Origin of the sequence: Noviherbaspirillum sp., from assembly GCF_035254685.1 — a bacterium.
GTDB lineage: Bacteria > Pseudomonadota > Gammaproteobacteria > Burkholderiales > Burkholderiaceae_D > Noviherbaspirillum.
Genome location: NZ_DATFAI010000019.1, coordinates 1 through 13,310 on the forward strand (window position 1 = coordinate 1; position 13,310 = coordinate 13,310).

Sequence of the window (13,310 nt, forward strand, 5' to 3'; positions counted from 1 at the left end):
GGAAGGCACGCCGCTGCACGGCACCGAGCCGATCGATCCGCTGGAGTTCGTGCGCACGGTGGCGGTGGCGCGCATCACGATGCCCAAGGCGCGCGTGCGCATGTCGGCCGGGCGGCGCGAGATGGGCGAGGCGGTGCAGGCGCTGTGCTTCCTGGCCGGCGCGAATTCGATTTTCTACGGCGACAAGCTGCTCACCACGGGCAATCCCGATGCGGATGCGGACACCGCCCTGCTGGAGAAGCTCGGCATGCACGCGAAGCATGTGACGGAGCAGTTGGAAGAGTGAGCAGATAGAGTGAGCCACTGAGAGCAGCGTGCTCCCTCGCTCCCGAGGGGGCCTTGCTCTTCCGTGTCGGCCTGCGCCGGCAGATCCATTGTCAGAACGGCGATCCAGGCGAAAAAAAACCCGCTAGCCTTGCGGTAGCGGGTAAATCCAATTCAAGAAGAGTTGGAGGAGACAGGAAGAATAATACTCACATGTGAGTGATCCGTCTAATTCACTGATCGTATAACAGATATTGACAGCGGGAATAACACACCCGAATACAAAACAGCCCGCTTGCGGCGGGCTGTTTGGCACGTTGGCTTTCAACGGTCAATGCTTGCGGACCGCCTCTTTCACGTCGCCCACGACCTTTTGCGTCTTGCCTTCAGCTTGCTTTTCGACACCTTTGGCTTGCTGATCTGTCCTGTCTGTCATTTCTCCGGCCTTTTGCTGCACCTTGCCGGCCGCATCTTTCACTGCACCTTTGACTTGGTCCTTGTTCATGAATAGCTCCTTGCGAAATTTGCTATAGGTGCCTGTTTAGGTGGCGAAGCAGAACGATAGTTCAAAGATGCGTCTGTTAATGAATCATTCGACAGATCGCGCCAGCAGGCGCCCGCGACGATGCACCCGTCGACAACTTGCCCAGGGAACTATCGACGTGATTGATGTTCGTATCCCTTCATTTTTTATCAACGAAACTTGATGGTGACCGATGGCAACTGTTCGTGTAACGACAAAGGAAGTTCAAGTGGATTCCATGATTTATAAATTCGATGCGGTATGGAAAGCAGATGCGTTCGAGGCCAATCTTGCTGCCGCGGACGTCGAGTATTGTTTGAGGGAGCATCAACCCGTTGAAACGCACCGCGTAGACCATGACCTGCGTACGGCTGCGGCAAAGGATGTGGAGATTTCAACGGAGGAGATGTGAATATTCGCCATGTAACCGTGCTTGCTTCTGCCAGCGTAGAGCGAAAATTTGGGCGGCAGTGCTTGTGATTACCTGTGCGACGCCGATACAGACGTGGTCGCCATTTTCGGAGGCCATAAAGAACGGAAACGTTTGATTTTCAGCTCCCCGGCCATTTCCTTCATTGGACAAATTGAACACGGTGCCGTCGGGGGAGTGCTATTTTTTCGAGTACCAAAGGATGGCTACTGCCAGCTTCATGGAACGTATGAGCTTGCAGTTTGTCAAACCATGTAATGAGGCTGGACAGAACGACTTGCCGACCAGCACAGTACTGTAATTCCAGCATCCTCAAGTCTTGCAAGCAATAGGTCAATGGATTGCTAGTGGAGACAGCCCAACAGAGTCACTTGTTTCTTTTGAATACGATCTGCTGGAAAATTCGTGGAGAGGTTTCCTCCTTGTAGAATTGGCGGTCACTCCTCCGGTCTTTCATGGCCTGCCCGTGCACACGTTTCAACGCTTCATGTGTGCCGATCACTTCTCATGTTTGTGATGTTCAACAAGGGGCCGCGCTAGCACACCCCTTCAACGCTCTCAATTTTTGTGTCTCCTGGGCAGGCGCACGATGAGAGCGCACAACCGGCTTGTTCGCAAGCCGGCCTATCCTTCACGGATCATCGACACAAATCCGGCTGACGTCGCAACGTCCAGCTTGTGGCCTGCTGTTTTGCCGGCCGTCACCCTTTATATGGGAATAACTTATGTCTAAAGAAGAACTCCTTGAAATGAACGGCCTTGTGGAAGAAGTGCTCCCGGACTCTCGATTTCGCGTCAACCTCGACAACGGGCACCAGCTAGTTGCCTACACATCAGGGAAGATGCGGATGCACCGTATCCGCATCCTCGCAGGCGATAAGGTGACGCTCGAGCTGTCTCCGTACGATTTAAGCAAGGGACGGATCACCTTTCGCCATATCGAAAAGCGCGGCCCTGCTCCTGGCGGCTACCAGCGTCGACGTTAGCAAACGAGGTCAGTGTATGAACAAAGATAGCAGCATGAAAATTGACCGTTCAGCGGGCGCCGAGGTCATTTCCGCAATGGCAGTCGCAGTTGGAGCCAAGCTTGGCGTGGCTGTTTCCGGATGCGTATGGGATATGGGGGCTGATCTTTCGCACGAGTATGCACATCGGTTGGAAATCAGCACCGCGACCAACACGGTACGCGTGTATTTCCCCGACCTGGATCTGACGACATCGGGGAACACATCCCGAAAGGAGGCGTCACGACAGGAGCGCATCGAGGACCGGCTGCACCGTGCGGTTACCCAGTTGGTAACGCGGGTGCCTGCACCTACGTACATGACAAGCTGATTCATCGCAGTGACGACGTCAATGCGCTTGAACCAGCTTCACGTTATTTTGAAGAGAACCTTCTTCACTTAACGTAAAAGAGGGCCGACTAGCGAAACCCGCATTCTGCTGAATCGGGTTTATATCGGCTTGATGTTGGACGCCTGCTTCCCTTTCGGCCCCTCAGTAATATCAAAAGAAACTTTCTGGCCTTCCTGCAAGGACTTGAATCCCGAGGCGCTTATAGCTGAAAAATGCGCAAATAAATCTTCGCCGCCTTGGTCAGGCGCAATGAAACCAAAACCTTTCGCATCGTTAAACCACTTCACCGTTCCTGTTGGCATAAAACCCTTCCTTTGTCCGTTGTGATGCGCCAGCGCGCACACTCGAGGCCGTATTATTGCCTCGCCCTAGAAGTACCCGACCTTCGTAGACAGATAGGCAAGACAAATCACGGGAAGTTCCGAGTATGACGCAATTCCATATGCGGCTCGGAGGAAGGCCAACACATAACTAAGAAGCAGCTCGCTTGGGGTGATGCAGCGGGGAGACTTATTGCTGCCGCTCCTCTTTTCTTCCTTATTTACTTTTTGCGGCCTTCTTTTCTTTCAACGTCTTCGCGGGCTCTTTCCTGATTGCTTTTCTTGCGTCCTGACTTTCACTCACGAACTTGCTTGCCCAATCCTATAACGGTTGAATTGTTTTCTTGTATCTAATGAAGTGAAAACACTGGTACCGTCGGCAGCGACTTCACTATCTCCGCCACGTTGCCATCAGAATCTTTTGCAGCCATTAGGCGCACCCATCCCAGCACTTCGTTGATACTGGCAATGCCGCTATATAGAGCAGCCCGAGCTACGCGATAAACTTGCATGTCGGTAATGCCGCTATCCGATGCAGCGAGGGGCGACTGCGAGAGCTCGTCGATGCGCTTTTCTATGTCATTCAGATCCTCGACCAGTTCTTCACGCAACACCTGCATACTGGACACAGCATCGCTTGCGTCACCAAGGTTCATTCGTTCCATGTTCAACTCTCCGGTCTTGTCTGGTGGCGTCTCCATGCTCTTAAAGCCTTTCATGCCCTTGAAGCCAAACGCACGCACTACGCGGTCTGACCAAGACCCTGTACAACCCTGGTGATCGGGGCGGTGCAACGAAAGCTTCACGACGTCTTTTCATGGCGCTTCGGCATAACGAAAGGGCGACTTGGCGGATTCTCGGCGCATAAAGAAAAAAAGCTCGCCGAAGCGAGCTTCCTTGCTACTCACCGCACCGTCGCGGCAACCCATGCTATCTGCGTGGTGCGCCTGAACAGATATTGTGAGCGCCCATGCTATCTGCATGATGCCCTCACGACCTGAACGCATCGGGCCATGTGTGAGTAGAGACCCCATGGGTCTTTGCGAATCTTGGTTATCGTCGCCAGTGTAGTCTTCCTGGACCCATGCTATCTGCGTGGTGTCGTCAGTGCTTGAATTTACCGTGCTGGTTGTCGAGAAAAACCGATACCGGCATTCGCGACTGATAACTCATTGAACGGCCGCACATGGCAGCCGCGGCATATTAGATGGGACGAATGTTGCTGGCCTTTTCGCCTTTCGGACCAGTGCCGCGCTCAAACGAGACGCGCTGGTTTTCCGACAGGCTCTTGAAGCCATTTGCCTGAATGTCCTGGAAGTGGGCGAACAAGTCGGCACCACCGTTATCCGGAGTGATAAAGCCGAAACCTTTTGAATCATTGAACCATTTCACTGTGCCGGTTTGAGTACTCATGTTATTTCCTTGTTGAAAAGATAATGGGCGACGCCCGAAACGCACCCGGAACCAAGAGAGATCTAACTGAAGGAATTCAAACGGGAATGGCTCTGTAGAAGAGCAAGACAGGAAAGAGACCGACAACGATTACGACTTGATGCAAGTGCAGCGAATTCAATATACAGGAAGCAGGCGAACTAATCCATTCATTTCCTGGTTTATTTCATGTGTCTATTATGGCAAGCTCAGCACCAATGACGGCAAAGTCGCGCTGAACCGGGCGCTGGATGGACATGGCATCCTGATGCGGGCAGAGTGGGACGTGGCCAAGTACCTGCGCAGTGGCCGTTTGATCCAGGTACTCGCCGATTACCAGACTCCCCCAGCAGATGTCTATGCTGTCTATCTCCAACGACTGAACCTGTCCGCCAAGGTGGCTTGTTTTGTCGAATACCTGCGGGAGTATTTGAGGAAGCATACCGACAGTCCTAGTCATCAGCGTGCAACCTGGTAGCTTGCTCAGGCCGTTGTGACACCGCCGTGTGCAGCCTGGTCCTTGATCCAGAAGACGACTACCGAGGTCTTTTCCACAAAGCGCTCGGCATGTTCAGCATGTGCGGGAATGATGCACCATTCGCCCGGCAGGACTTCCCTCTCCACGCCCTGTAAGGTCAGGTACAGAATTCCTTCTGTCACGGTGACGTAATTGGTGGTCGGATGTGTATGCACCGGAACGCTGATGTTCTCGCGCGTCGCGACGGTCACGTCGCCAGCGTCACTACTCAGTTTGCGGAGGTTAAGCAGGGGTGTCGGAATGTGAGCCATAAAAAAACCAAGAGAAAAATTCAGGTATTGCAGCGATCGTGATCGGCTATATGCAAGGCTGTGCCAATACGGCAATGCGTTCGACCGGGTGTCCGTCCTGGTCGAAATTGATCTTCGCCGTCCATTCACCCTGCAGGCTTTGAAGCGGGACGATGCATTCGCCGGCCATTCCCTGGCTTTGTGCCCATCGGCGAATGTAATCGTCTGTGCTCCAGACTCCGGGTGAAAGCGCCAGCGCGAGGTTCCTGTCGTTAGTGTGCATTCGAGTTTCTTCACCTGAGCTCATGCTCAAGATCATTACTTTAATAATAGATTTATTTTACATGAATGTTTAAGGTTGGGAACATCACATCGGTCGGCACCGGGGAGTTTATTGAGCAAAGCGACCCATCGAGTCGGCTCCTTAGGGAAACATCAAGCGACGGCTTCCGGCGGTATGCGAAGCCGCCGGGCGTCTGCAGTTGGCCGGACGGGACCTGAGAAACAGCTGAGTTGTAGCCGCTACCACGCGGTTTGCGGCCGCCGCAGGGCGGCGTAGTAATCGCGACTAGCGTCACCTATTTGCCGCTGAGTGCCACAGTTAGTGCAACTGGCCTACCTTTGCTGGCAAGGGATGGGAAACGAAGAACGGCGAGCGAGTGAACCGCTGAGCCTTTTTGGGGGCGGTAGCGGTGCAAGGTTGACAGCGACGACTTTTGACCACAAATCGGTCAGTGGTGCAAGCCATCTGTACTTCCGCTCCCGCCCGGTTACAAACATTCAATTCCTGCTGGCCTCACCCGAAACCGGCTATTCCCGCCAAGTCTGCTCACATAACGCCGTTCACCAATGAGATCAACAGAATGACCCGAATGTGGGCATGTTGATACGTGACCGCGTTCCGGTTTGACTTTTCTGCGGTGGACGGCAAAGCGTAACGGATATATTGAGGTTTTCTAGCTGGCGCTTCGCCCTATGATTTCTGCAAAGTTAACTCGAATCAAATTTCTTGTGCTCCGATATCAACAACGTCATCGAGTCATAACAAAGGCTACCTGTAATGGAACGCAGCGTTTGGCCAGAACGCACTAGGCATGGATGTAACAGACGCATGAAAGCCGAATGAGGGCAAAACTATGAATAAGACACTTATACTGCGTTGCGGCCGAATAATCGGATTCGCGCTGTTACCTTGGCTAATCGCAGTGCAAGCTTTTTTTACTCCACTGCCTGCTCATGCCTTGCCTGCATTCGCAAGACAGACCGGGCAGAACTGTGCAGTCTGTCATGCAGGAGGACAATTTCCAGAGCTGACTTCGTTTGGCCGCCTGTTCAAACTCACCGGTTATACGATCGGAACACATCACGTTCCTCTTTCAGTAATGGGGGTGGCCAGCGTTACGAAGTCGCGCAATCCAACCTCTGATGAAGCATTTGCAAAGGATGCTGCGGCCTTGTTCCAGACCGGCAGTGTCTTCCTTGCGGGGAAGATCACCGATAAAGCGGGTATCCTTGCACAGGCGACCTACAATAATTACGATAGTCAGGATTCGGGCACCGGTGCATGGCAAGGAAAATGGGCATCCGACAACTTCGATCTGCGCTACGCTGACAACATGATGCTGGCGGAAAAGGGGCTTATCGCTGGCATCAGTCTGAACAACAATCCCTCGGTTGCCGACCCATGGAATACCGCTCCAGCGTGGATACAGTATGTGCCAACACGCTTTGGCATTACTGGCCCAGATGCAACTCCTATCGTGTCGCAACTCGGCCAGCAGGCTGCCGGGCTGAGCGCCTATGCATTCTGGGATCAAACCCTTTACGCGGAATTGTCTGCCTATCGCACTGCCGATGGGATCTGGTCGTTCCTCAGCCAGGGCACGAGCGATGCCGATCAGACCAAACTCCAAGGCATGAATCCTTACCTACGGCTGGCGCTAAGCCATGACTGGGGGCCGCATAGTGCAATGATTGGAGCATTCGCCATGAATGCTGATGTGTATCCAATCAATCTCGCGCCAACTGGACCAACTATTGGCTATCGCGATCGTGGTATCGACATGCAGTATCAATATCTGTTAAGCCCGCACACATTCACTGCGCAGATGAGCTTCATCAAGGAAACAATCCGTAACGGGGACATTACCGGAATTGCGGCCAACGCATTTGAGGATCTAAACCAGTTGAAGCTGAAAACCAGCTATGTCTACCGCAACACTTATGGGGCGAGTCTTGGCTACTTTAACACTACGGGTAGTTCGGACAGCACACTCTATCCGGATCCGGGCGGAAACCCCGGAACCCGTGGCTGGATTCCAGAAGTCTTTTGGACTCCCATGGTGTATCTGCGGATAGGTGCGCAATTCTATGCATTCAATCGCTTTCATGGCGCCTCCATAAACTACGATGGAGCAGGTCGAAACGCAAAAGATAACAATACTCTGTTCCTCTATGCTTGGGCCGCGTATTGAGTCGTTTGGACCCGAAAATTTCTCTGTGTTATAGCTGCAGTCACGAACTATCGCCTGCCGAGCGGCAGCTTTTGATAACTGCAACTTCAGCAATGGGTCGCAAGGCGCGCTGACATGCACCGACCGACAGTCCGCGATGCCTTCGAAAGCAGGCGTCAAAAAGCCCCCCATTGCATGAACAGGTAATGAAGGACGGTGAGTTGGACAATCAGCCAGTTGTACTTACTTTGACGGAAAGTAGGTTAGTCGCAGTGACTACGGCCAGACAATGCGACGACTATGGCGCACGCGTCGCGAAGCTGTTGATTCCTGTTTGTCGATAGTCGCATTCACTGTGGCACTCTACGACCGCGTACCGATGATATGCGCTTCCCGCTGATTGCCTTGCGTCAGCTGCAGTGCAGGAGGCTGGGATGCAATCCCAGCTATCATTGTCACATGTGAATCTATCCACATGACTCGATACCCGATACAACCTATTTTCAGATGAATGGTGTTGCTGGGATTGCATCCCAGCCTACTGACTGTTTTGTGTGCGATTCATTGCACCCTATTGAACGAGAAGATTGTTCTCAAGAAGCATGCCCAGGCAATGTAATAAGTATTGAATATGATATTTGCTGTACATGCGGAGAAAGTCATAGCTAACAATGCGCTGCTGATGGACAAATTTTACGCTTCGCTCCAAATTTGCCGCAGAGCGTGGCATTAGGCGACCGCGAATAAGATTTGGAGCAGAACACAGTAATGAAAACCCAATACTTCACAGCCACAAGTCTTGATGGGTTCATCGCCACGGAGGATAACTCTCTGGATTGGCTCTTTCCACTTGGCGACCTGAGCGACGCAAGTTATCCGGCGTTCATTGCTGAGATTGGTGCACTGGCAATGGGATCGGCCACCTACGAGTGGATGCTTCTCCATGCAGAAAAGGTCGCTTCCGAAACGGGATCACCATGGCCATATACACAGCCTGTATGGATATTCACCAGTCGCGCGCTCCCGATCATCGAGGGTGCGGACATCCGGTTCGTGAAAGGGGACGTTCGCCATGTTCACGACGAAATGCGAGCTGCAGCCGGCACCAAGAATATCTGGATTGTCGGAGGCGGCGACCTCGCAGGGCAGTTCCATGATGCCGGCCTTTTGGACGAGCTAATCATCCAGATTGGTTCGGTCACCCTTGGCAGGGGCAAGCAGCTGTTCCCTCGCAGAGTGTTGAGCCCAACCTTGCGCTTGGTCTCGGTTCGCCAGATTGGCGCCGGCATGGCGGAACTCCGTTATGAGGTATGTAAAAGCGATGTTGGCGACGCCGCCTAACAATTCGCTGCAGCGGACAGCCCTGGTGGGCTGCTGCTGAGATCAATCGTTGAAACTCGACACGGTTATGTCCGCTTTCGAGGAAGTCAAATGACCGGTTTGGGTCGGATGTTCTCCTTCATCCAATCCGTGTGATCGTCTGAAAGGCAGCGGACAGCAGCCGGTGCCTCAACAGTGCGGGCCAAACCCTACCGGCCAATTGCAGACAGTTATGGTAACTATTTAATCCCGGAAAGCGGGCATTAAAAGTACGTTAAGAGTACATATAACGTGCTTGATGTGGCTCATTGGCAGCACGGTCCGACGCCCGTACCGAGTTAACACACTCAGATAAATCATCACCATAGAATCATCGCTGCGGTCGAGCAGTTCCTACCGGGTTTGAATCTTAAAGCAGCCGTTGAGCAGTTATTTTGAAAAAATGCCTGAACCGCTGTGCCTTAACCGTATTGACCATATGAGAATTGAACGAACGAGATGTTAAAAAGCCCCACCTGGAAAGGTGTGGCTTTTCAGATAGTGCGCTTGCTCCTGCCATGTAGGGTTTTCAGGAGTAGGCCGGAGCGCTTGAATCACGAGTAAAAGGCGTGTGGCACTATTTCATTTCACCAGCAACGTAAAGGGGTACACATACGCCTGCAGAGTCACCAGGATGCCGACCAGGCAGGCCAATGCGATCGAATGGAAAAACACATAGCGCAGGATGTCGCCCTCATGCCCATACCATTTGGTCGCGGTTGATGCCACCACAATCGATTGTGCATCGATCATCTTTCCCATGACGCCACCAGATGAGTTGGCCGCAGCCATAAGCACTGGATTGAGGCCAATCTGTTGCGCGGAAGTGCGCTGCAATCCCCCGAACAGCACATTTGACGCGGTGTCCGAACCGGTCAGGGCAACACCCAGCCAACCTAGCAGCGTACCGAAGAACGGGTACAGCACGCCGGTGTGAGAAAACGCCAGGCCCAGGGTCGTATCGGTGCCGGAGTAGCGGGTGGTAAAGCCCAGGGCCAACATGGCGGCAATAGTGATCAACGAGAAGCGCAGCAGTTTGACGGTATCCCAGTACACCTTGAATAACTCGCGTACCTTGTAGCCCATGACTACGCCAGAAATCAGCGCTGCCACCAGAATTCCCGAACCTGTAGCCGACAGCCAGCTCAAGGAGTAAACCGCGGCCTCGGGAGTTACCTTGGGAACGACTGGCGGGACTCGTTGCACCAGCTTGTGCAGCCCCGGCCACTCGAACTTAGGCAAGGAAATCGCGTCCAGCACTTTCTTCCATTCTGGAACGCCCCATAGAAATACCAGCACGGAAAGGATCAGCCACGGTAGCCAGGCACGCATCACTTCCTTGCCGGAATAATTGTGAACTTGGGCGCCAACGCTGGTATCGGGCTCGCCCCTACTAAATCTCCCTGCGGCCGAAGTCCAGATTTGTTTCGGCTTCCATACCTTGAGGAATAGCGTCAGGCAAGCCATCGAAATGATTGCCGCACCGACATCGACCAGCCAGGGCCCGTGGTAATTCGAGATCAGATACTGGGGAACGGCAAAAGTCGCGCCAGCAATAAGAATGGCTGGCCAGATTGCCACCATGCCGCGAAAGCCGCAGAAGGCCCAGATCAGCCAGAACGGCACGAGTAGCGAGAAAAACGGTAACTGGCGGCCGACCATGCCGGATAGTTGCAGCAAGTCCAAGCCGGTCACGCCGGCTAAAGCGATGATGGGGGTGCCTAGTGCGCCATAGGCCACTGGCGCGGTATTGGCAATGAGTGACAGGCCCGAGGCAGCCAGCGGCGCAAAGCCCAAGCCGATCAGTGCCGCGCCGGTCACAGCCACCGGTGTGCCGAAACCGCCGGCGCCCTCGAAAAACGCACCGAAGGAAAACGCCACTAGCAGCAATTGCAGACGGCGGTCGGTGGTGATGCCGGTGATGCTTTCCTGCAGCACCCTGAAGTACCCTTTCCGTTCGGTAAGCTGGTACAGGAAGATGACGTTAAGGATGATCCAGCCGATAGGCAACAAGCCGTTGGCCGCCCCCAGCAGGGCCGATGATACTGCCATGGAAGCGGGCATCGAATATCCGAAGATCGCCACGAGCAGCGCAGCGGTCAAGCCCAGTAGCGCAGCAATGTGTGCCTTGATATGGAAAAACGCCAATGCTGCAAGCATGACGACCACCGGGATGGCAGCCATCGCGGTTGACAACACAGCATTGTTTATTGGATCGTAAGTCTGTGACCACATGGTTCTCTCTCCTTATAATTCTCAATATAGAGACTCACTTCTGAAACGCGCTTCATAGACGACGTCGGTGCCTTCGGCGTAGTCAGGTCACACCAGACCTTTGCGAAGTCTTTCGAATTACGGATTGGCTCCCCATCGACATTGGAGCGCCATTCACGAGTACCAAATCCGGAAAACGTTGCCGGTCTGTTGTATATGCAGCATTCCTTGGACCAGGGCCAACCTCATCGCTGAAGCGGCAGACCCGCTAACATAGCGCGCCGATCGATTACATCTCCTCCTAACTATGGCAGTGAGAATTCTCAGGCTTTGAATGGAACATCTTAGGCTGATCGAGGCAGATTGCCTTAACCACATATGAGCGCCTTTAACGCACATCAAGCCCATGACCTTCCCATCGAAGGGACAAGCTTCGACGGCTTTTGCCCGCATCCGCTTACAGGTCACGAGAGGCGTTAAACGTCCGCTTTTAGAAAGTTTCTATTTCCGCTCCGGGTCGACTCTTCGAGATGACTGGTGAACTCTGAATGTCTGCTCTAAAGGTGTTATCGCCCATTCAAATGAATCGGCCCACAATGGGGTTCCTTCCCATTGAAATGGGAGGATGCCATGGAAGCGAACCTTTACCAAACGGCAACGCGTATCCCGTGGAACAAGGGAAAACCGGTTGGCCAGAAAGCACCTTTGTGCCTCAAGGAGATCTGGGCTATCCGTATACGGCTGCAGATGGAAAAGCGCACCCGTGACCTGGCGCTGTTCAATCTTATGATCGACGCCAAGCTGCGCGGGCGGGATCTGCCTGGCTTGAGAGTAAGCGACATTGCACAGGGAAACCGGATACTGCCGCGTGCGATCGGGATGCAGCAGAAGACCAAGCGTCCGGTCCAGTTTGAGACCACCGAGCAAACGCGGACATCGTTGGCATCCTGGATGGAAAAGGCGCACTTGCCCGGCAATCTGTTCCTGTTTGCGAGCCGGATAACGAGCTCTACTCGCCTGTCGACGAGGCCGTACGCAAGAATTGTCGAATCCTGCGTGGAGTCGATCGGCCTGGATCCCGCTGCGTATGGGACTCACACTATGCGGCGGACCAAGGCAACGCTGATTTATCGGAAGACCAAGAACCTGCGTGCAGTGCAGCTTCTGCTGGGGCACGCCAAGCTTGAAAGCACCGTTCGGTATCTTGGGATTGAGGTTGATGACGCGCTTGAGATTGCAGAATAGGCCGAGGTATAAAGGCGGGCCGAAAATTTAAAGCGACCTGTTTCTCTGGAAAAGCACATCATCTTAGGCTTCGTGGGCACAAGCGGTCAGAAGTCGGATTGCGGTCGATGTCACAGTGTTGCATACAGGCCCGGTCCGGCCAATTGCAGTCACAAGAATGAGGCAGGTACCGCTTCAAAGCAGCCAACCAAGTCCTGGGTAGATATTTGGCATACAAATCCGACATGCCTTGGAGCGTTGTTCCAGCAATTTCCTTTCGGTGCGCCTCTCAGCGCGGGTAGATGAAGCCGGTGCGAATGTCCATCGTTACCAGACGGCCGCCCTCGCGCACCATTAGTCGCTGGGGCGGCTCCTCACCTGCCAGCGCGCGCGGCGTAACGGATAGTCCTTCGCCCCTGCGCAACAGTGGGTCGCAGCGTTCGAAAACGTTGCGGCAACCCGTGGCATTAAGGAGCGCTTGCACTACAGGCACCTTCCACAGGTCGACGCCACCGGCATTGAACTGGCAAACCAGATAGCCGGCGATGGCGCCGTAGCTGTGCACCAGGAGACCCGGCAAGCCGTCCTTTTCGCCATCGACCAGCTGGACCAGGGCCTGCGGATCGGCGCTGCGCAGCGCATTGGTGCGAAGAAGCACGGCAGCCTGTACGCGCCGCTTTATCATCGCGTGGTCAACCGGCTCGTCCTCGCGCAACGTCCAGACCCGGGCAGCGATTTGCGATTTGGCGTTATAGGCCGCGCGGGCCAGGAACTGGCGAGCCGACGACTGTACGATCGCCGTGGCGCCCGGTTTGTTGCGCTCCTGCGGCTTGCCGTCGACCTTTTCGATGGACGAGACGTAAATCCACGGGTCGCCGGAAAGCAGGCCTTTTTCCTTACCCTGTTTGATGGTGATGATGAGCATGAGCGGCTTTCGTTATCAGGAGCGGGATGATACAGCAAGCTGC

The 13,310-nt window shown here is 54.0% G+C and carries 14 protein-coding genes and 2 pseudogenes; 8 read left to right on the top strand and 8 right to left on the bottom strand.

Annotated features, from left to right (window positions below):
• Positions 1–286, top strand: a pseudogene (locus tag VJ698_RS05715) (biotin synthase BioB); the annotation flags it as partial.
• Between the two features lie 309 nt (positions 287–595).
• Here the strand turns inward: VJ698_RS05715 and VJ698_RS05720 are convergent.
• Complete coding sequence (locus VJ698_RS05720; protein WP_324101753.1) at positions 596–769, bottom strand: CsbD family protein; 174 nt, start codon at positions 767–769, stop codon at positions 596–598.
• A 247-nt stretch (positions 770–1,016) separates the two neighbouring features.
• On the opposite strand from VJ698_RS05720, the gene VJ698_RS05725 reads away from it, so the two are divergent.
• From VJ698_RS05725 to VJ698_RS05735, 3 genes are all read left to right on the top strand, one after another.
• On the top strand, positions 1,017–1,199 hold the full coding sequence (locus tag VJ698_RS05725) for a hypothetical protein (protein ID WP_324101754.1): 183 nt from the start codon (positions 1,017–1,019) through the stop codon (positions 1,197–1,199).
• 743 nt (positions 1,200–1,942) lie between these two features.
• Positions 1,943–2,203 carry a translation initiation factor IF-1 gene (infA, locus tag VJ698_RS05730; protein ID WP_324101755.1) on the top strand — a complete coding sequence of 87 codons (261 nt, stop codon included), beginning with the start codon at positions 1,943–1,945 and terminating at the stop codon, positions 2,201–2,203.
• Between the two features lie 16 nt (positions 2,204–2,219).
• Positions 2,220–2,552: a hypothetical protein gene (locus tag VJ698_RS05735; protein ID WP_324101756.1), complete on the top strand. Its 333-nt coding sequence runs from the start codon at positions 2,220–2,222 to the stop codon at positions 2,550–2,552.
• A 119-nt stretch (positions 2,553–2,671) separates the two neighbouring features.
• On the opposite strand, the gene VJ698_RS05740 is transcribed toward VJ698_RS05735, so the two are convergent.
• The 3 genes from VJ698_RS05740 to VJ698_RS05750 form a co-directional block, all read right to left on the bottom strand.
• The gene (locus VJ698_RS05740) at positions 2,672–2,875 is read right to left on the bottom strand and encodes a cold-shock protein (RefSeq protein ID WP_324101757.1); all 204 of its coding nucleotides are present in this window, start codon (positions 2,873–2,875) and stop codon (positions 2,672–2,674) included.
• A 368-nt stretch (positions 2,876–3,243) separates the two neighbouring features.
• Complete coding sequence (locus VJ698_RS05745; protein WP_324101758.1) at positions 3,244–3,612, bottom strand: hypothetical protein; 369 nt, start codon at positions 3,610–3,612, stop codon at positions 3,244–3,246.
• A 484-nt stretch (positions 3,613–4,096) separates the two neighbouring features.
• Positions 4,097–4,306 (bottom strand): cold-shock protein, encoded by a 210-nt coding sequence (locus tag VJ698_RS05750; RefSeq protein WP_324101759.1) that lies wholly within the window; start codon positions 4,304–4,306, stop codon positions 4,097–4,099.
• A 217-nt stretch (positions 4,307–4,523) separates the two neighbouring features.
• Between VJ698_RS05750 and VJ698_RS05755 the strand changes: the two are divergent.
• Positions 4,524–4,802, top strand: a pseudogene (locus tag VJ698_RS05755) (LysR substrate-binding domain-containing protein); the annotation flags it as partial.
• 5 nt (positions 4,803–4,807) lie between these two features.
• Here VJ698_RS05755 and VJ698_RS05760 read toward each other — a convergent pair.
• Positions 4,808–5,113 (bottom strand): cupin domain-containing protein, encoded by a 306-nt coding sequence (locus tag VJ698_RS05760; RefSeq protein ID WP_324101760.1) that lies wholly within the window; start codon positions 5,111–5,113, stop codon positions 4,808–4,810.
• Between the two features lie 46 nt (positions 5,114–5,159).
• On the bottom strand, positions 5,160–5,375 hold the full coding sequence (locus VJ698_RS05765; RefSeq protein ID WP_324101761.1) for a hypothetical protein: 216 nt from the start codon (positions 5,373–5,375) through the stop codon (positions 5,160–5,162).
• A gap of 853 nt (positions 5,376–6,228) precedes the next feature.
• On the opposite strand from VJ698_RS05765, the gene VJ698_RS05770 reads away from it, so the two are divergent.
• A complete protein-coding gene (locus VJ698_RS05770; protein ID WP_324101762.1) occupies positions 6,229–7,566 on the top strand; it encodes a cytochrome C in 1,338 nt (445 codons plus the stop codon).
• Between the two features lie 747 nt (positions 7,567–8,313).
• Complete coding sequence (locus VJ698_RS05775) at positions 8,314–8,886, top strand: dihydrofolate reductase family protein (RefSeq protein ID WP_324101763.1); 573 nt, start codon at positions 8,314–8,316, stop codon at positions 8,884–8,886.
• 600 nt (positions 8,887–9,486) lie between these two features.
• Here the strand turns inward: VJ698_RS05775 and VJ698_RS05780 are convergent.
• Entirely contained in the window at positions 9,487–11,139 is a 1,653-nt protein-coding gene (locus VJ698_RS05780) for an L-lactate permease (protein WP_324101764.1), read from the bottom strand.
• A 609-nt stretch (positions 11,140–11,748) separates the two neighbouring features.
• On the opposite strand from VJ698_RS05780, the gene VJ698_RS05785 reads away from it, so the two are divergent.
• Positions 11,749–12,363, top strand: a complete 615-nt coding sequence (locus VJ698_RS05785; protein ID WP_324101765.1) for a tyrosine-type recombinase/integrase — start codon at positions 11,749–11,751, stop codon at positions 12,361–12,363.
• Between the two features lie 268 nt (positions 12,364–12,631).
• Here the strand turns inward: VJ698_RS05785 and VJ698_RS05790 are convergent, their stop codons facing one another.
• Complete coding sequence (locus VJ698_RS05790; RefSeq protein ID WP_324101766.1) at positions 12,632–13,267, bottom strand: SAM-dependent methyltransferase; 636 nt, start codon at positions 13,265–13,267, stop codon at positions 12,632–12,634.
• Between the last annotated feature and the right edge of the window lie 43 nt (positions 13,268–13,310).

Coding starts and splice junctions, on each gene's coding strand:
- infA (WP_324101755.1), top strand. CDS start 1,943: ATGTCTAAAGAAGAACTCCTTGAAATGAACGGCCTTGTGGAAGAAGTG.
- VJ698_RS05735 (WP_324101756.1), top strand. CDS start 2,220: ATGAACAAAGATAGCAGCATGAAAATTGACCGTTCAGCGGGCGCCGAG.
- VJ698_RS05780 (WP_324101764.1), bottom strand. CDS start 11,139: ATGTGGTCACAGACTTACGATCCAATAAACAATGCTGTGTTGTCAACC.
- VJ698_RS05745 (WP_324101758.1), bottom strand. CDS start 3,612: ATGAAAGGCTTTAAGAGCATGGAGACGCCACCAGACAAGACCGGAGAG.
- VJ698_RS05765 (WP_324101761.1), bottom strand. CDS start 5,375: ATGCACACTAACGACAGGAACCTCGCGCTGGCGCTTTCACCCGGAGTC.
- VJ698_RS05760 (WP_324101760.1), bottom strand. CDS start 5,113: ATGGCTCACATTCCGACACCCCTGCTTAACCTCCGCAAACTGAGTAGT.
- VJ698_RS05770 (WP_324101762.1), top strand. CDS start 6,229: ATGAATAAGACACTTATACTGCGTTGCGGCCGAATAATCGGATTCGCG.
- VJ698_RS05785 (WP_324101765.1), top strand. CDS start 11,749: ATGGAAGCGAACCTTTACCAAACGGCAACGCGTATCCCGTGGAACAAG.
- VJ698_RS05720 (WP_324101753.1), bottom strand. CDS start 769: ATGAACAAGGACCAAGTCAAAGGTGCAGTGAAAGATGCGGCCGGCAAG.
- VJ698_RS05790 (WP_324101766.1), bottom strand. CDS start 13,267: ATGCTCATCATCACCATCAAACAGGGTAAGGAAAAAGGCCTGCTTTCC.
- VJ698_RS05775 (WP_324101763.1), top strand. CDS start 8,314: ATGAAAACCCAATACTTCACAGCCACAAGTCTTGATGGGTTCATCGCC.
- VJ698_RS05740 (WP_324101757.1), bottom strand. CDS start 2,875: ATGCCAACAGGAACGGTGAAGTGGTTTAACGATGCGAAAGGTTTTGGT.
- VJ698_RS05750 (WP_324101759.1), bottom strand. CDS start 4,306: ATGAGTACTCAAACCGGCACAGTGAAATGGTTCAATGATTCAAAAGGT.